Annotated in this window: 16 protein-coding genes and 1 pseudogene; 4 read left to right on the plus strand and 13 right to left on the minus strand. The window is 75.0% G+C overall.

Annotation, left to right across the window (positions count from 1 at the left end):
- The 3 genes from ACFQ11_RS11370 to ACFQ11_RS11380 all read right to left on the minus strand — a co-directional run.
- The coding region (locus ACFQ11_RS11370) for a WXG100-like domain-containing protein (protein WP_449193553.1) at window positions 1-1,554 on the minus strand (1,554 nt) is incomplete at its 3' end.
- 8 nt (window positions 1,555-1,562) lie between these two features.
- A complete protein-coding gene (locus ACFQ11_RS11375; RefSeq protein WP_378298051.1) occupies window positions 1,563-1,865 on the minus strand; it encodes a WXG100 family type VII secretion target in 303 nt (100 codons plus the stop codon).
- Window positions 1,862-2,263: a YbaB/EbfC family nucleoid-associated protein gene (locus ACFQ11_RS11380; RefSeq protein WP_378298052.1), complete on the minus strand. Its 402-nt coding sequence runs from the start codon at window positions 2,261-2,263 to the stop codon at window positions 1,862-1,864. The genes ACFQ11_RS11375 and ACFQ11_RS11380 overlap by 4 nt, the downstream gene beginning before the upstream one ends.
- 236 nt (window positions 2,264-2,499) lie before the next feature.
- Here ACFQ11_RS11380 and ACFQ11_RS11385 point away from each other — a divergent pair, with 236 nt between their 5' ends.
- Together ACFQ11_RS11385 and ACFQ11_RS11390 are read left to right on the plus strand one after the other, a co-directional pair.
- The gene (locus tag ACFQ11_RS11385; protein ID WP_378298054.1) at window positions 2,500-2,742 is read left to right on the plus strand and encodes a hypothetical protein; all 243 of its coding nucleotides are present in this window, start codon (window positions 2,500-2,502) and stop codon (window positions 2,740-2,742) included.
- Between the two features lie 133 nt (window positions 2,743-2,875).
- Window positions 2,876-4,573 carry an AAA family ATPase gene (locus tag ACFQ11_RS11390; protein ID WP_378298056.1) on the plus strand — a complete coding sequence of 566 codons (1,698 nt, stop codon included), beginning with the start codon at window positions 2,876-2,878 and terminating at the stop codon, window positions 4,571-4,573.
- A gap of 46 nt (window positions 4,574-4,619) precedes the next feature.
- Here ACFQ11_RS11390 and ACFQ11_RS11395 read toward each other — a convergent pair whose 3' ends face one another.
- The 5 genes and pseudogenes from ACFQ11_RS11395 to ACFQ11_RS11415 form a co-directional block, all read right to left on the minus strand.
- A complete protein-coding gene (locus ACFQ11_RS11395; RefSeq protein ID WP_378298210.1) occupies window positions 4,620-4,859 on the minus strand; it encodes a serine hydrolase in 240 nt (79 codons plus the stop codon).
- Window positions 4,860-4,887: 28 nt separating this feature from the next.
- Window positions 4,888-5,820 (minus strand): annotated as a pseudogene (locus ACFQ11_RS11400) (serine hydrolase domain-containing protein); the annotation flags it as partial.
- Window positions 5,821-5,961: 141 nt separating this feature from the next.
- Window positions 5,962-6,708 carry a cation transporter gene (locus ACFQ11_RS11405; RefSeq protein WP_378298212.1) on the minus strand — a complete coding sequence of 249 codons (747 nt, stop codon included), beginning with the start codon at window positions 6,706-6,708 and terminating at the stop codon, window positions 5,962-5,964.
- Window positions 6,709-6,710: 2 nt separating this feature from the next.
- Window positions 6,711-7,067 (minus strand): ArsR/SmtB family transcription factor, encoded by a 357-nt coding sequence (locus ACFQ11_RS11410; RefSeq protein ID WP_378298058.1) that lies wholly within the window; start codon window positions 7,065-7,067, stop codon window positions 6,711-6,713.
- A gap of 180 nt (window positions 7,068-7,247) precedes the next feature.
- Window positions 7,248-7,727 (minus strand): PH domain-containing protein, encoded by a 480-nt coding sequence (locus tag ACFQ11_RS11415; RefSeq protein ID WP_378298059.1) that lies wholly within the window; start codon window positions 7,725-7,727, stop codon window positions 7,248-7,250.
- A gap of 133 nt (window positions 7,728-7,860) precedes the next feature.
- Between ACFQ11_RS11415 and ACFQ11_RS11420 the strand changes: the two genes are divergently transcribed.
- The gene (locus tag ACFQ11_RS11420) at window positions 7,861-8,679 is read left to right on the plus strand and encodes a MerR family transcriptional regulator (RefSeq protein ID WP_378298060.1); all 819 of its coding nucleotides are present in this window, start codon (window positions 7,861-7,863) and stop codon (window positions 8,677-8,679) included.
- Between the two features lie 41 nt (window positions 8,680-8,720).
- Here ACFQ11_RS11420 and ACFQ11_RS11425 read toward each other — a convergent pair whose 3' ends face one another.
- The 3 genes from ACFQ11_RS11425 to ACFQ11_RS11435 form a co-directional block, all read right to left on the minus strand.
- On the minus strand, window positions 8,721-9,908 hold the full coding sequence (locus tag ACFQ11_RS11425; RefSeq protein WP_378298061.1) for a Cmx/CmrA family chloramphenicol efflux MFS transporter: 1,188 nt from the start codon (window positions 9,906-9,908) through the stop codon (window positions 8,721-8,723).
- A gap of 248 nt (window positions 9,909-10,156) precedes the next feature.
- Complete coding sequence (locus tag ACFQ11_RS11430) at window positions 10,157-10,924, minus strand: hypothetical protein (protein ID WP_378298062.1); 768 nt, start codon at window positions 10,922-10,924, stop codon at window positions 10,157-10,159.
- Window positions 10,925-11,297: 373 nt separating this feature from the next.
- Window positions 11,298-12,074, minus strand: coding sequence for a hypothetical protein (locus ACFQ11_RS11435; RefSeq protein ID WP_378298064.1), 777 nt, complete (start codon window positions 12,072-12,074; stop codon window positions 11,298-11,300).
- A 300-nt stretch (window positions 12,075-12,374) separates the two neighbouring features.
- Between ACFQ11_RS11435 and ACFQ11_RS11440 the strand changes: the two genes are divergently transcribed.
- Window positions 12,375-12,848, plus strand: a complete 474-nt coding sequence (locus tag ACFQ11_RS11440; RefSeq protein ID WP_378298066.1) for a hypothetical protein — start codon at window positions 12,375-12,377, stop codon at window positions 12,846-12,848.
- An 89-nt stretch (window positions 12,849-12,937) separates the two neighbouring features.
- Here the strand turns inward: ACFQ11_RS11440 and ACFQ11_RS11445 are convergent, their stop codons facing one another.
- Window positions 12,938-14,365 (minus strand): DUF1266 domain-containing protein, encoded by a 1,428-nt coding sequence (locus tag ACFQ11_RS11445; protein ID WP_378298068.1) that lies wholly within the window; start codon window positions 14,363-14,365, stop codon window positions 12,938-12,940.
- Window positions 14,366-14,472: 107 nt separating this feature from the next.
- Window positions 14,473-15,411 carry a DUF6177 family protein gene (locus ACFQ11_RS11450; protein WP_378298070.1) on the minus strand — a complete coding sequence of 313 codons (939 nt, stop codon included), beginning with the start codon at window positions 15,409-15,411 and terminating at the stop codon, window positions 14,473-14,475.
- Between the last annotated feature and the right edge of the window lie 24 nt (window positions 15,412-15,435).

A 15,435-nucleotide genomic window follows, 5' to 3' on the forward strand; every position in this document is an offset into this window, starting at 1 on the left:
GGGCGCGGCGCCGCCGGGGCCGCCCGCGCCCGCGGCCGCTCCCGCGCCCGCCGCCGAGCCGCCGCCGAACGAGGACGGGTTGCCGCCGAGGCTTCCGCCGGAGGAACCGCCGTCGCCCGCAGAGGCCAGGCTGACGCCGCCACCGCCGCCACCGCCGCCCCCGTCACCCAGGAGCGCCGCGATGCGGTTGCCGCCGCCACCGCCGGAGTCGCCTCCGCCGTAAGAGCCGCCACCGCCGCCGGACGAGCCGCCGCCACCGGACGTGGAGCCTCCTCCACCGCCGGACGAGCCACCGCCGGAGTGGGAGCCGCCTCCGCCGCCGCCGGAGGAGCCGCCGTCCCCGTAGGAACCGCCTCCGCCGCCGCCGGACGAACCTCCGCCCGTGTACGAGCCGCCTCCGCCGCCGCCGGACGAGCCGCCACCGCTGTAGGAGCCGCCGCCGGATCCGCCGCCGGATCCGCCTCCGCCCGTGTACGAGCCGCCGCCGGACGAGTTCGAGCCGCTGCCGGGGCCGCCCCCGGAGCCGCCGCCGGGGTTGCCGCCCGAGCCGCCGGGGTCGCCGATCGACGGGTTCGGGCCGTTGCCGCCGCCGGACGGGTCGCCGGGGCCGCCGGGGCCGCCCGGGGTGGGGGCCTCGAAGTCGGTCAGGCCGCCCTTGGCGCCGCCGACGCCGCCGCCGAAGGCGCCGGACGTGGCGCCCTTCGCGATGGCCTCCCAGGTCAGCGGGTCACCGTGGATCGCGGCCGTGGCGACCGTCCCGGCGACGCCGCTGATCGCCTCGGACGCCGCCTCGCGCCCCATGCCCTTGAACATGTTGCCGAGCGGGGTGTCGGCGGCCTCGCCCAGGCCGGGGACCCTGCCCATGCCGTGCGAGACGCCGCCGGAGATGGCGCCGCCGATCGCGCCGTCCAGCGTGGAGGACGCGGTCTGCTTCCAGTTGATGCCGTCCCGGTTGCCCTGCGCGACCTGCACGCCCTGGATGAGCAGGTCGAGGCCGCCGCCCTCCAGGGCGCCGAACGCGGCGCCGCGCAGGACGGCGCCGAGCAGCCGCTGGCCGAGCCGCTGCGCCAGCCGCTCCATCAGCTCCCGGAAGATCATCCGGGCGGATACCTGGGCCGCCGCCTGCACCGCCGGAATGGCCGCGGTGGACGCGCCGAAGGTCGCGAACGCCGCCGCGATCAGATAGGCGATTTCGATCGCCGTAATGATCAGCAGGGCGATGAACATGTATTTGGCGTACTCGATGTCGAGTGCGCCGCCGTCCAATATCTCGGCCAATTCCTTGCAGGATTGGACGAGTTTGGGCAGCATTTGCGGGTCCGTGGAGACCCATTTTTCCCAGTTCTCGCTGAACTTGTCCGCGGCGCCGCTGTCGAGCGTGCCGAGCACGTTGGCGGCGGTGCCCTCGAGCTCGCCGATCAGCGACTCGATGTCCACGCCGGCCTGCCGCCACGCGTCGGCGCAGCGGCGCATGGCGGTCTCGTCGCCCTCCGGCCAATCCGCGCCGATGATCCAGGACAGCCACTGAACGGGTTCGGGGATCTCAAGACCCACGGATCAGCTCACTTAATCCTTGACGCCTCTTCGGCCTGCTTGTACGTCTTGGCCATCTTGTCGACGCCCTTTTTGATGCCGTCCAGCCCCTCGGCGAGCTGGCCGAACATCTTCAGCACGTTTCCGGCGGGCTCCCAGTAGCCCTGTTCGAACTGCTGTCCGGTCTCGTCCGCGCCCCAGCACTTGCCCTCGGCGGAGAGCGCGTTGCTCAGCCGGTCGTGGATCGACTTCAGGGTCTGCGCCCCGGTGTGGAAGCCCTCGCCCGAACGCTTGAGGGCCTCGGTGTCTACTTCGAGGTAGTCGTACGTCATTGCGGCAGGATCCCGAGCCGCTCGCGGAGGGCGTCCATGTCGGCGGGCCGCTCCGGCAGGAACTTGGTGAGGTCGGGGGTGCCGTTCTCCGCGCCTTCGGGGGTGAGGCCCCGCATGGCGTCCTGGATCTGCTCCGTGACCTGACGCTGGGCGTCCTTGGACGCCTCCATGATCGCCTCGGAGAGCTCGGTCGCTCCGAGGCGGCGCTGGACGCGCGGGTCGAGTTCGAGGGCCGTCAGCCGTCCCTGCTGGTCGACCTTGACCTTGACCATGCCGTCGGCCGCCTCGGCCTCGGCCTCGATGGCCTCCAGCTTGGACTGCATGTCCTGGATCTGCCGGCGCTTCTCCTGGTACGTCTGCAGGAGATCATCGATATGCGCCTGCCACTCAGCGCGCACAGGGACCCCTCTGTTCGTCGGGAGCTTGCGAGCCCGCGACCGCGCACGATCACAGACACAGAGATTGATCATTTATAGAGTTTTATCGAGGCTTTTGCAAGTTACGTCTTGCTTGCCGGTTGGGTGGGGTTCGTCGCCGGCGTTGTGGAACACTGCGATGGGACGCATGTGCGACGAGGACCAGGGAGAGGGTGCGGGGACCGATGCGCAGGAAGCCGAGCATCTGTGACGCCTGCGTGCGTCTGCAGAAGCGGTCCAACCCGGAGGCGCGGACCACGATCGATCGGTGGATTCCCTACTGCGACGCCTTCCCCGAGCGGATTCCCGGTGAGATCTACACCGGTGGGTTCGATCACCGGAACCCATTCGAGGGCGACCAGGGCATCCGGTTCGAGATGCGCCCGGGCGGGGAGCGGATGCTGGACGCCTATGAGCGGTCGCTCGCCCGCCGCCAGGCCTCGCGCCCGCAGAGCGACTGACGAAGCCGCTGACGAAGGGCGACCGCCGCGGCGGCTCGGGCCGTCCGGTGTTCTCACGGCGAGCTTCCGCACACGCGTTCCGTGTGCATGTGGTGCGGGGCGTCTCGTAGGCTGACGCGGGAGAGGGGGGCAGGTGTCCGACTCCAGTTGGCAGCAGGCGGTTCTACGCGAGATCGGTGCCGCCCAGCGGGGCTTCCAGACGCTCGACGCGACGCCGTCCGGCCCGGTGGGCGCGCCGTCCGACGCGGCGCCGCCCGTCCCGGAACCGCAGGCGGCCCCGGCGCCCGTGCCGTCCTCCCCTCCGGAGCCGTCCCCGCAGGCTGCCCCGGAGCCGACTCCGGCGCCGGCGCCGTCGTCGCAGGGGGGCGACGGGGTCCAGGCGGACACCGCCGACCGGCTGCCGCCCGTGCCCGCCCCGGCCCCCGCCGACGAGCAGGGGACCGGCTACCAGCAGCCCGTGGCGGCGGCGCCGAACGCCGCCGCCGAGCAGACGCCCGCGCAGCAGATGCCTGCTCAGCATCCGCCCGAGCAGCAGATGCCCGAGCAGCAGGCGCCCGAGCAGCAGATGCCCGAGCAGCAGGCGCCTGGACAGCAGGTGCCTGGACAGCAGGTGCCCGGGCACCAGGTGGCCGGACAGCAGGTGGCCGGGCAGCAGGCCCCTGCGCAGCAGGACGCCGCGCAGCAGGCCGCCGCCCGACAGGCGGCCGAGCAGCAGGCGATCGAGCAGCAGGCGGCCGCGCAAGAGGCGCGGCTCGCGGCCGCCCCGGAGGACGCCCCGCCGCTCCTGCACTCCGACTTCGACTGGGCGGCGGCCGTCAACCCGGTCCTCGACGCGGTGTCCTCGTCCGCCGAACGGACGGACGGCGACGCGGCCGACGCCGCCTCGGCCGCGCCGCCCGCCCCCGCCCCGCAGCCGAACCAGCCGGGGGGCGCGCCGCCGATCCCGGTCGACCAGCTCGTCCGCAGGAACCAGCATGGTGATCCGCTGGCCCGCCGGATGGGGCGCGGCGTCCGCAAGGCCGTCGGCGGCGGTGCGCGGGAGGCGCGGGAGCAGGCCGCCTTCGCGGACCTGATGCAGCGGCCGGTGCCGAGCTCCCGGCAGCTCGCCGTCGCCAGTGTGCGGGGCGGCGCGGGCAAGACGACGATGGCGGCGCTCTTCGCCACCGAACTGGCCCGCCACCGCGGCGACCGGGTGCTCGCCGCCGACGCCGACGCCGAGCTGGGCTCGCTGCCGCTGCGCCTGGGCGTCCACTCGCAGCTGTCGCTGTTCGACCTCGCCGCGCAGAACCCGCAGTCGTTCGAGGAGGCCGCGCGCTTCCTGACGCGCACGCAAGAGGGCCTGTACGTGCTGTCGTCCACGCGGAGCGGACGGATCGCGGGCGAGTTCTCCCTGGAGACCTTCCAGAGCGCGCTCAGCAAGGTGAGCCGCTACGTGTCCGCCACCGTGGTCGACTGCGGCGCGGGCATTCTCACCGAGGTCAACCGGGGAATGATCGCCACGTCGCACGCGCTCGTCCTGGTGACTCCCGGGACCGTGGACGGCGCGTTGAGCGCACGGGGCGCGCTGGAGTGGTTCGCCGCGAACAACCAGCAGGACATCCTTCCCCGCACCGTCATCGCGATGGTGTCGCATGCTCCCCAGGTGGGCGCCGACCTGCACCGGGCCCACGAGATGCTGACGGCGTGGGGGCTGCCCGTCGTCTCGGTGCCCTACGACCGGCACCTGGCCACGGGAAGCTCGCTCGACTTCGGCAAGATCTCCGGTGCCGCGCGAACCGCCATCACGCACATCGTGCGGGAAGCGTTCTCCCGCTCACTGATCGCCAGGTGACCGCCCCCGGTCCGCCCGGCGGGCGTGCCGGGGGGAGCGGGCCGGGTCAGAGGGACGCGTAAACGGCGTCGATCAGCGCCATCTTGCGGGGATCGTCGGCGATGTGGGGGCCCATGCGGTTCATGACGTAGCCGAGGCTGAGGTCGGCCTCCGGGTCGGCGAGGCCCGAGGACCCGCCGAAGCCGTCGTGGCCGAAGGCGCGGGGGTTGGGGCCGTAGGAGGCGTTGGGGCCGCTCAGCCACAGGCCCAGGGCGACCTCGGTGTCGTGGGCGAAGCCGGCGCCCAGGACGAGGTCGCGGCAGGCCCCCCTGGCCTTCGCGGACGCGCTCGGCGGCTTCGGGCGAGAGGACGCGGTGGTCCCCGGCCAGGCCGCGGCGGGCGAAGACGCCGTACAGCGCGGCGACGGCGCGTGCGGTGCCGTGGCCGTTGGCCGCCGGGATCTCCGCGGCCCGCCACTCGGGGCTGTTGGCCTGGTCTGCGCCGACGAGCGGGTTGGCCAGGGCTGCCACCGCGACCGGCGCGAGCTGCGCGAACACGGCGGCCTGCCCGCCGGTGTCCGGGGTCGGCGGGTGGACGAGCTCGGCCGCGCGGCCCGCGTCCTTCTCCGGCAGGCCGATCGTGAAGTCGATCCCGAGCGGCCCGGTGATCTCCCGGCGCAGGAAGTCGCCGGGAAGCAGGCCGGTGATGCGGCGGATCACCTCGCCGATGAGGAAGCCGTAGGTCATCGCGTGGTAGCCGGACCGGGTGCCCGGCTCCCACCACGGCTCCATCGCGGCCAGCCGCGATGTGTTCGCCTCCCACGTGTAGAACTCGTCGAGGCTGTGCGGTTCCCGCAGCCCGGCCAGGCCCGCCCGGTGGGACAGGAGGTGCCGGACGAGGACGGCGGACTTGCCGGACGCCGCGAACTCCGGCCAGTACGCGGCCACCGGGGCGTCCAGGTCGAGCCGCCCGCGGTCCGCCAGGAGGTGGGCGCACAGCGCGGTCACGCCCTTGGTCGTGGACCAGACGTTGACGAGGGTGTCGCGTTCCCACGCGCGGGTGCGCGCGGCGTCCGCCCAGCCGCCCCACAGGTCGACGACGGTCTCGCCGCCGACCTGGACGGTCACGGCCGCTCCCAGCTCGCCGCGCTCCCGGAAGTTGGCCTCGAAGGCGGCCCGCACCCCGGCGAACCGTGCGTCGCAGTGCCCGTCGATCGTCGGCTCGGACGCGGTCATGGGGCCTCCCTCGCTCGGCTGGGTTCCGAACATACCGACTGGTCGGTACGAGCGGAAGAGGTGCGGGCGCCCGCTCCCGGCACGGCCACGCCGCGTGTGCCGTGCCGACTTCCGGGCCGCTCGCGGTGCGCGGAGGCCGGCGACGCTACCGGGACGGACAGACGGGCGGTGCGGTCACCGGCCGGGCGGCGCGCAGCAGGTGCAGGCCGGGCCGCAGCCGGCCGCCGGTGGCTCCGCGAGTTCCGCCGGGCCGGACGTCCCCTTGGTCGGGATCGGCGTCCCCGGCGTGGGGATCGACGCGCAGCAGGCGTCGCCGCGCCAGGCTTCGCGTCCTTCCTTCACCGCGACGGCGGCGATGACGAGTGCGGCGATCGGGTCGGCCCACGCCCAGCCGAGCAGCGCGTTGACCCCCAGGCCGACCAGCAGTACCGCCGACAGGTACGTGCACAGCAGCGTCTGCTTGGAGTCGGCGACGGCGGTGGCCGAGCCGAGTTCGCGTCCGGCGCGGCGCTGGGCGTACGACAGGCCGGGCATGATCGCGAGGGAGAGGGCGGCGAGGACGAGGCCGGGCGTGGAGTGCCCGGCCTCGCCGGGGCCGGCCAGGGCGCGGACGGCGTCGGCGGACACGTAGGCCGCGAGTGCGAAGAACGAGAACGCGATGATGCGCAGCGCCGTCTTCTCCCGGCGCCGCACCGTGGCGGGGTCGCGGGCGGCGAACTGCCAGGCGACGGCGGCGGCCGAGGCGACCTCGATCACCGAGTCGAGCCCGAACGCGACCAGGGCGCCGGACGACGCGGCCGTCCCGGCGGCGATCGCGACGACCGCCTCGACCACGTTGTAGGCGATGGTCGCCGCGACCAGCAGCCGGACGCGCCGGGCCAGCAGCGCCCGCCGCGCCGGCGTGCCGACGGTCGGGGACATCGTCAGCAGCACCCCTGCTCGTCCGCGTCGGGGCAGGCGGCGTCGGCGGCGACCGCGACCACGGCGGCGCGCAGGTCGTCGAGGGCGTGCCCGAGCCGGGCGTCCGCCAGCTCGTAGCGGACGCGCCGGCCCTGCGGCACCGCGACGACGAGCCCGCAGTCGCGCAGGCACGCCAGGTGGTTCGACAGCCGGGTCCGCGAGATGCCCAGCGTGTCGGCCAGGTCCGCGGGGTGCGCGGGGTCGTCGCGCAGCGCGAGGAGGATCCGGCAGCGGATGGGGTCGGCCAGCGCGCGCCCGAACCGTGTGAGCGCGTCCAGCCCGCTCGCCAGGTCGACGGGGACGTCCGTGGAGTTCGCCATGGACATCAGAGTACATGGATGCTTGGATTCACGAAACTGTGAATCAACGGGGGGTTCCATGCCGCGCCGTGCCCCATGCCCGCCACCCCCATGCCCCTCCCCGCAGACCTGGCCCCCTGCTGCGCGGCGCCGGTGTCGCGTTGGACTCCCGCCGACCTGCCCGGACGAGGCGTTCGCGGGTCAGCGGGGATCGGCGGTGCCGTCCGTGGCGGGGGACCGGGCGCGGCGCAGCCGTTCCAGCTCCGCCACCGCCCGGACGACCTTCCCGGCGGCGTGGTCGGCGTCGGGCAGCGTGTAGCAGGTGAGGGCGTAGAGCTTCACCGGCAGGTGCCGGCCCTTCAACCGCAGGGCGGGGCAGTCGGCGGGCAGCGGGGCCTGCCCGGCGGCGATCACTTCGACGCCGTCCACGTCGTCCCAGGCGTAGAGGCGGGTCCGGAAGAACGCGTGGTGCCGGACGCCCTCCGGGGCGGCCACCACCTTGCAGAGGGCGGCGCGGGCCACCGGAACCTGTCCCGCCGACAGCGTGAGCAGGACGAGCGCGGCCTTCGGGCCGGTGTGCAGAGGCGCGGACATGATGCCGCCCGCCGCCATGAGCACCAGCAACTCGGTGATCGCCGCGGCGACGAGCCGGAAGGCCGGGCTCCGGTACGTGCGGCGCATTTCCCGACACTAGATCGATACGGGTGGGCGGACAACGGCATGCCCGGTCGGTCACGATGGGAGCCGTCGCGGAACCGTCCGGGGTCGGCCGCTTGACCCTCACACCGTGTCAGGCGGTCTGCTCGGAGGCGTCATGTTCACCATCGGAGAGTTCGCCCGGCACGGTCGTGTATCGGTCCGGATGCTGCGTCACTACGACGCGCTCGGGCTGCTGCGGCCGGCCCACGTCGACCCCGCCAGCGGCTACCGCCACTACACCGCCGCCCAGCTCGCCCGCCTGAACCGGATCATCGCGCTGAAGGACCTCGGGTTCACCCTCCAGCAGGTCCGGGACATCGTGGACGACAAGGTCGGCGCGGACGAGCTGCGCGGCATGCTGCGGTTGCGGCACGCCGAACTCGAGACGGCCGTCGCGGCGGCGCGGGCGCGGCTGGTGCGGGTCGAGGCGAGGCTCCGAGCGATCGAGAGCGAGGGCCACATGTCCACGAACGACATCGTCGTCAAGAGCGTTCCCGCCGTGCGGGTCGCGGAGATGACCGCGACCGCCGCGAGCCTCGAGCCCGCGGAGATCGGGCCGGTCGTCCGGCCGCTGTACGGCGAGCTGTTCCGGCATCTGGACGCGGCGGGCATCGCCCCTGCGGGACCCGGCGTCGCCTACTACGAGGACGCGCCGGACGGCGGCGGGGTCGTCGTCCACGCGGCCGTCGAGGTGTCCGCCCCGCTCCGGGACGGCGCCTTCCGGATCCTCGACCTGCCGGCTCTCGACCGGGCGGCGACCGTCGTCCACCGCGGGCCGATGGACGATGTGCTCCCGACCGTCCAGGCCCTGGCCCGGTGGATCGACGCGAACGGCTACCGGTCGACCGGCCACCCCCGCGAGGTCAACCTCGAGTGCCCCGAGGACCGGGACGACTGGGTGACGGAACTGCAGGCACCGGTGACCGAAGCCTGACCGCGCCGGACGGGCGCACCGCCCGTCCGGCGCGGCCGCCCTCACGCGGGTTCGTGCTCGCGGGGTGGCGCGGTGCGCCGGACGGGCGCGAACACGCGGCGCGCGGGGAGGGCGACGAGGAGCGCGGCGGCGACGAGGGCCCCGCTCGTCCACAGCGGCCCCAGGTTCCCGGACCCGCCGCCGAGCGTGGCCGCCGCGATGACGGGACCGGCGGCGGCGCCGACGTTGAGCGCCGCCGTCGCGTAGGCCCCGCCCATCGCCGGGGCGCCCGCCGCCTCGTACAGGACGCGCGCGATCAGCGTGCTGCCCACGCCGAACGACAGCGCCCCCTGCACGAACACGAGGACGAGCAGCGCGGCCGGGTGCCCGGCCAGGACGGCCAGCGCGGGCCAGCCGACGAGCAGCAGCGGCCCGCCCGCGGCGATGACCGCGCCGGGGCGCCGGTCCGACAGGCGTCCGGCGACGGTCACGCCGGCGAACGAGCCGGCGCCGAACAGCGCCAGGGCGGCGGGGACCCACAGGTCGCCGAGCCCGGCGGTGCCGGTCACGACCGGGCCGAGGAACGTGAAGCCCGCGAACGTCGCCGCGTTCACCAGCGCGCCGAGCCCCATGACCAGGACCAGCCGCGGGCGGCGCAGGCACGCGAGTTCCCCGCGCAGGGACGGCCCCGCCCCGTCCCCGCGCGCGGGACGCGGGATCCCCGTGAGGACGCCGATGGCCGCCGGGAGGCAGAGCGCCGCGACCGTCCAGAACGTGGCCCGCCACCCCAGCAGCGCGCCGAGCAGCGCGCCCCCGGGGACCCCGGCGACCGTGGCCGCCGTCGTCCCCGACAGCAGCACCGCGAGCGCCCGTCCCTTCCGGTCGGACGGGACGAGCGCGGCGGCCGTCGTCATCGCGACGGCCAGGAAGCCCGCGTTCGCGAACGCCGCGACGACCCGGGCGGCGAACAGGACGGCGAAGCTCGACGTCGCGGCGCCCACGACGTGGGCCGCCGAGAACACGAGGACGAACGCGAGCAGGCTCGTCCGTCCGGGCCGGTCGCGGGCGAGCCCGGCCATGAGCGGCGCGCCGACGACCATCCCGATCGCGAACGCCGAGGTGAGGGTGCCCGCGGCCCCGACGGTCACGCCGAGGTCGGCGGCGATGTCCGGCAGCAGGCCGGCGAGCATGAACTCCGAGGTGCCCATGGCGAAGACCGCCATCGCGAGCAGGTAGAGCGGAAGAGGCATCGAGTGACTCCGAGGTGAGGAGAGGTACGAGACGACGTCTCGTCACCGCGGTCAGCGCCTGCGGGCGCACTCGTCCGGCCGCGGGCGCGGCGGGACGGACTCAGTGGTGCAGGGGGCTGACGGCGTGACCGAAAGCCCCCACCTCAACCGCCTCGGGGCTCGACATGCCCCGCACGCTACCGGACGGCACGGCGGCCCGGCACGTCGATCGCGAACGCCCCGGTTCCCGGTGAGCGGCGCCCGCGGGGTCAGTCGAGGGTGGCGAGGATCTTCGCGGCGATCTCGATCGCCTGCTTCTTGGCGGTGCCGTAGGGGAGGTTCGTGCCCTGCACGAGCTTGCCGCGGGTGCGGTAGCCGTCGGCGGCCGTCCAGGTGACGTCGATGGTGACGTTGCCCTCGCGGACGAAGACCTGCGCGCCGCCGAGCCAGTACGTCTTGGCGCGGGCCTGGTCGGGGCCGTAGACGATCGGGCTGACCTGGTGGCTGGCGAACGCCTCGTCGCCGAGGCCGGTCAGCTTCTCCCGTCCCTTGCGGAACTCGGGGTCGCCCGCGTGCTCCCAGGCGCGGCCGAACTCCTCCGCGGCGTCCTCGAGGGCCTTCCCGGGGTCGCCCGAGACGTTGGTGTCCACGACGACGTCGAGGTTGCGGCCGTTGGCGCTCGTCAGCCGCTCCCACTGGCACGACCGGCGGCCGGCGTCGCTCGTGACGGTGTCGACCTCGATGCCCCGGACCTTGGCCGGGAGCGAGCCGCGGAGGCCCTTGCAGTAGTCGGGGAGGGACGTGACGACGGCGGCCCGCGGGCTCGCCGGCGCCGAGGTCGACGGGCTGATGGTGGGGGCGTCCGGGACGCCGATGTTCGTGTCGGCGGACGAACCGCCGCGCATCTCCTTGCGGACGGCGCCGGAGATCGCCTTGCCGCCCAGGAGCACGGCGATCGCGGCGACGACGGCGATGACGCCGACCGCGGCGCGGTTGCCTCCGCCGCCGGCCGGCGGCGGGTGGACGGGTGGCGGCATCGCTCCGGGCGGTACGGCCGGGCCGGGCGGGAAGGCGCCGGGCGGTGCCATGCCGGGGGCGGGCGGCGGGGCCATCGGAACGCCGGGCGGAGGCGGCGGCGCCGGAACGGGGGCGGCGCCGAAGGCGGGGCCGGGGACCGCTTCCCACGGGGGCGGGGGCGGCATGCCGGGGGGCTGGGACACGGCCTCGTCCTCTCGATCGGCGGGTGACCCGGACGGCCGCCGTTCCGGGCCCGCTGCGCGATCGTGCGGTACCGCCCCGGTGACCGACGGTCATGCTAGCGGTCATCGATCTTCCGTCGCCCGGAGCCGTTCGGCGGGACGGCGGCGCCCGGTTCGCCGCGCGGGCGGGCGGGTGCGGGCGCGCCGGCCGTCAGTCGGTGAAGCGCAGGACGTTCGTGATCTCGACGCCGAGTTCGCCGGCGGTCGCGTACACGTCGCCGTCACGGCCGCCGGGGGCGGCGCCGTCGGCGTAGTACGACTGGGCGTAGATGACGCGCTCGTCCAGGGACCACGTGCGGGTCCAGTAGTCCGGTTCGGACCGGGGGCGCGGGAGGCCGCTGTCCTCGGCCGGGGTCAGCAGTTGCGGCCAGCCGTCGGACGCCGTGACCTCCTTGACGGCCTCGGCGTCGGCGGCGGTCCGGAACTCGAGGATCGACACCGCGGTGATGATCTTCTTGGCGGGGTCGGCGTAGACGGCGGAGTTCATGGCGCCGACGCAGGGATGGTCCCGCAGGGCGGCCCGGAGCCGGTCGTTCGCGCGGCCGGCGCAGGACTGGGTGCGGGTGCCCGCGCGGGTGAAGACGGTGCCCTTGGCCGTCTCGACGGTGGGGCCGAGGATGCTGAAGGGGTCGGAGGACGACGCGCGCGTGGGCGCGTCCGTCGCCGTGGACGGCGCACTGGACGGCGGGACGGCGGTGGTGGCGTAGGGCCGGTCGTCGTTGCTCTCGATCAGGATGAACGCGCCGATGGCGGCGACGGCGACGACCACGACCGCGCCGAAGACCAGGAGCGGGATCAGCAGGCCCCCTCCGCCGCGCGGCGGAGGCGGCGGCGGGGGACCCGGCGGGTAGCCGGGCGGATGTCCCGGCGGGCCGGGCGGGTAGCCCGGCGGGCCGGGCGGCTGGCCGGGCCAGGCGGGGCCGTTCATGATCGCTCCGGAGGACGTCGCGGGGGGATCGGATCAGCTTAACGCCGGGCGATGCCGGTTTTCCGCGGGTATCGCCCAACGCGCGATCATCGTGCCGGTGGCCCGGGCGTCCCCCGCAACTCCTAGGCTGGGTGCGGGCCGTCCGCGCTCTTGCGATGCGGGCGGTGCGGAGCGTCTCGTAGGCTTGGCCGGGAGAGGGGAGGCAGGTGTCCGACTCCAGCCGACTGCGGACGGGTGTGCGCGGCAGCGCGCGGCCCGGTTTCCGCCTGCCCTGCACGGTGCCGACGATCGGGCGGATCGATGAGCGCTGACCTGGTCGCCCTGGTGCGGCGCCGCCCCGACGTGCACGCCGTCGCGGACGGCCTGATCGCGCTGGGCGAGCCGCTGGAACTGCGCGGCGGCGCGCCCGCGGCGATGCGGCTGCACGGACCGGACGGACGGCTGCTCGTCTCCGTCGAGGACGCCGTGCGGGTGTCGGTGCAGGGCGAGATCGGGCGGCTGCTCGGCGCCGAGTTCGCCGAACGGGTGAAGGCCCCGGTCTGGTGGGTGGACGTCCGCGCCGTCGCCGACGTCCCGGAGGCCGAACGCGTCGCCCGCCGGTTCGCCGACTCGCTCGTCCACTGGCTCGGCGGCGCCGTCTACCCGGACGGCGAGCACGACGGGCCCGCGCTGAGCTGGAAGGCGGCGGACGCCGAGGCCGGCGGAGCCGGGGTCCCCGGCGAGCCCGGGCCGGCCGCGGAGGGCGCGTACCAGGGCGGTGTCGCGGGCCGCTGAGGCGGCGCGGGGCGGACCGGCCGGACGGCCGGACCGGCGGGCGGACCCGCACGGTCGCGTCCGTAGGATCCCTCAGGCCCTTCGGCTCCTCAGGCCCAGTCGCGGGTGAGGGCGAGGTCCCACGGGACGGCGTTCCACGGGCTGCGCGGCTCGGCGGCGAGCGCGTCGATCAGCCGGTCGTACTCGTCGTGCGCCCGACCGCCGCCGCCCGACCACAGCAGCCGCCCCTGCAGGTAGCACGTCGCCATGTCCCGCCAGGACGTGTACCGGCGCTGGACGTCGAGGGCGAGCGGCAGCATCCGCTCCCAGCAGTACTCCTCGGTCAGCCAGCCGACCATGTGCCCCCACCGGTACAGCATGAGCGCGCGGCCGTAGTCCCAGATGAGGAACCGGCCGGCGTCGGCGCGCAGCGCCGGGTCCGCGAGCGTCTTCAGCCGGTGCAGCTCCTCGGCGGCGTGGCTCCGGTCGTTGAACAGCCGGTGCAGGAAGTGCGCCAGCTCCGCGCCCTGCTCGCTGAGGTCGGCGCCGGGCTCGTCGCGCAGCAGCGGCGGGACGAGCCGCGCGTACGCCTCGCCGCGGTCGCCGTACCGGACGCGCACCAGTGCGATGAGCCGCTCGACGAACGGGGGCTCGAGCATGTCGCGGGCGATGAGGCCGTCGACCTCGCGCAGCAGTTCGGCGTACTCCTCCTGGTCGGCGGGCGGCCGGGCGGCGAGCTCCGCGTCCTGCGCGAAGTCGGCGCGGTGCCCGTCCTGGACGAGCCAGTTCACGGCGGCGAGGAGCTGTTCGAGGTCGTAGGCGCCCCACGGGTCCTGGAGGAGTTCGAGGGCGGTGCGGCGGTCGGCGGCCGCGGCGGACTCGCCGGGCGCGGTGCCGAGCCGGTCGAGCCGGAACCCGTTGGCGGCGCCGTAGGGGGCGCCCGCGCCGATGATCCACTGCTGGACGGGCGTGAGGCCGGCGCCGTGCGCGAGGACGGCGGGCGGGTCGGGCGCGGAGATCAGCTCCCACAGCCGCCGCCCGAACTCCGCGGCCTGCCGCTCCTCGCCCTCGAAGAACCCGGCGACCTGCTTGCGCAGCGACGGGTGGCGCACGTACAGGCGGCGGAAGAACCGGCCGTTCTTCCACACGAGGTGCTCGGGGCGCAGCTCGCCGAACGGGACGCGCGTCCGCCGGTGGACCAGGGCCCGCTCGGCGAAGTGGACCTCGAGTCCGGGCCACAGGGCGGCGACGGGCGTGAACCGCAGCAGCGCCAGCAGCACCAGGACCGCGCCGAGCATGAGCGCGCCGGGGGCGAGCGCCCAGCGCGCGGCGTCCGCCAGCCCGGCCAGGGAGAGGACGGCGCCGGTGAGCAGCATTGTGACGCCGCCGATGCCGAGCGACAGCGACCACCCGGTCAGCAGGATGGGGGAGCCGTCGATCCGCAGGACCGCCGTGTCGCCGTCGAACGCGAAGGCCCCCTCGGCGAGGGTGCCCTCGACGGCCCGCTCAAGCGCCTCGAGCCGACCGGGCTGTCCCATGCAGGGGACGCTACATCATCCCTTACGGGTAGATCATCGGCTCTCTGCGGCGAATGGCGACGGACGACCCGTAAATCCCATTTCGGGGAGGTGTCGGGCGAGCGGGGTCAGGCGGACTGGAGGTGCTGCATCAGCATGCTGTGCCGCTGCCAGCCGTCCGCGGACCGGCCGTCGCCCAGCGGGAAGAACGTGAGCGGTGCCCGCTGCGGCCCGACCTGCTGCCCGGGGATGCCGCTCGGCCCGGCCATCTGACCGGCGACGGCCAGCGCGACCGGCGCCGTCTGCCCGGTCCAGCGCGGCTCCGTCGTGAGGTCGGCGCGGCCGGGCGTGTACTGGACGAACATCGACGCGACCGGGCGGTCGGCGGCGAGCGCCCCGACGAGGGACGGCAGGTGCTGCAGGGGCGGCGGGTCGTCGGGGGCGTACCCGACGGTCACGGTGGTGACCTCGGCGACGCCGGCCCCGACGGCCCGGAAGTCGCACATCGCGAGCGCCGCGCGCGGCCCGTCCCCGCCGGCCAGCAGCCGGACGTTGGAGCCGCCCGTGGCGAGCCGGGTGAACGCGTCGCCGCGCCACGGGTCGCCGAGCGGCTCGTCGGTCCCGAATCCGGCCGGGGGCTTGCCGGTGAGCAGCTGGAGCAGCCGCTCGACGGCGCCGGACAGGTCGGCGCCGGCGTCGTGCCGCAGCCGGTAGACGAGGCTGAGCTGCGCCCCGATCGGGGCGGTCGGCCGGGTGGTGAACCCGGGCGCGTAGTCGCGCGCCTCCGGGACGGGCACGAACGTGCCGCCGTCCCACTTGAGGGGCCGCCCGCTGAGGCCCTCGTAGTAGCCGTCGCCGTTACGGACGACCCACTGCACGGTGTTGCCGGCCGCGGCGGTGCGCAGCGGCAGCGTGAGCCGCGTCTCCAGGGGCGTGACCAGCTGCAGCGTGCGTCCGCTCTCGGCGCATTCGCCGATCGTCTCGGCCAGCCAGGGGCTCAGCGGGACGACGGGCCGGTCCTGGAGGACGACCATGGCCCGGTCGGTCAGCGCGTCTACGATGCTCATCTTTCCTCGAGTCTAGTCCGGCCC

Source organism: Actinomadura sediminis (assembly GCF_042675525.1).
In the GTDB taxonomy this organism is placed as follows: domain Bacteria; phylum Actinomycetota; class Actinomycetes; order Streptosporangiales; family Streptosporangiaceae; genus Spirillospora; species Spirillospora sediminis.

What these genes read in the sequence shown, in the direction of transcription:
- ACFQ11_RS11375 (WP_378298051.1), bottom strand. Translation starts at nt 1,865, where the DNA reads ATGACGTACGACTACCTCGAAGTAGACACCGAGGCCCTCAAGCGTTCG.
- ACFQ11_RS11405 (WP_378298212.1), bottom strand. Translation starts at nt 6,708, where the DNA reads ATGTCCCCGACCGTCGGCACGCCGGCGCGGCGGGCGCTGCTGGCCCGG.
- ACFQ11_RS11410 (WP_378298058.1), bottom strand. Translation starts at nt 7,067, where the DNA reads ATGGCGAACTCCACGGACGTCCCCGTCGACCTGGCGAGCGGGCTGGAC.
- ACFQ11_RS11415 (WP_378298059.1), bottom strand. Translation starts at nt 7,727, where the DNA reads ATGCGCCGCACGTACCGGAGCCCGGCCTTCCGGCTCGTCGCCGCGGCG.
- ACFQ11_RS11420 (WP_378298060.1), top strand. Translation starts at nt 7,861, where the DNA reads ATGTTCACCATCGGAGAGTTCGCCCGGCACGGTCGTGTATCGGTCCGG.
- ACFQ11_RS11425 (WP_378298061.1), bottom strand. Translation starts at nt 9,908, where the DNA reads ATGCCTCTTCCGCTCTACCTGCTCGCGATGGCGGTCTTCGCCATGGGC.
- ACFQ11_RS11430 (WP_378298062.1), bottom strand. Translation starts at nt 10,924, where the DNA reads ATGCCGCCACCCGTCCACCCGCCGCCGGCCGGCGGCGGAGGCAACCGC.
- ACFQ11_RS11435 (WP_378298064.1), bottom strand. Translation starts at nt 12,074, where the DNA reads ATGAACGGCCCCGCCTGGCCCGGCCAGCCGCCCGGCCCGCCGGGCTAC.
- ACFQ11_RS11440 (WP_378298066.1), top strand. Translation starts at nt 12,375, where the DNA reads ATGAGCGCTGACCTGGTCGCCCTGGTGCGGCGCCGCCCCGACGTGCAC.
- ACFQ11_RS11445 (WP_378298068.1), bottom strand. Translation starts at nt 14,365, where the DNA reads ATGGGACAGCCCGGTCGGCTCGAGGCGCTTGAGCGGGCCGTCGAGGGC.
- ACFQ11_RS11450 (WP_378298070.1), bottom strand. Translation starts at nt 15,411, where the DNA reads ATGAGCATCGTAGACGCGCTGACCGACCGGGCCATGGTCGTCCTCCAG.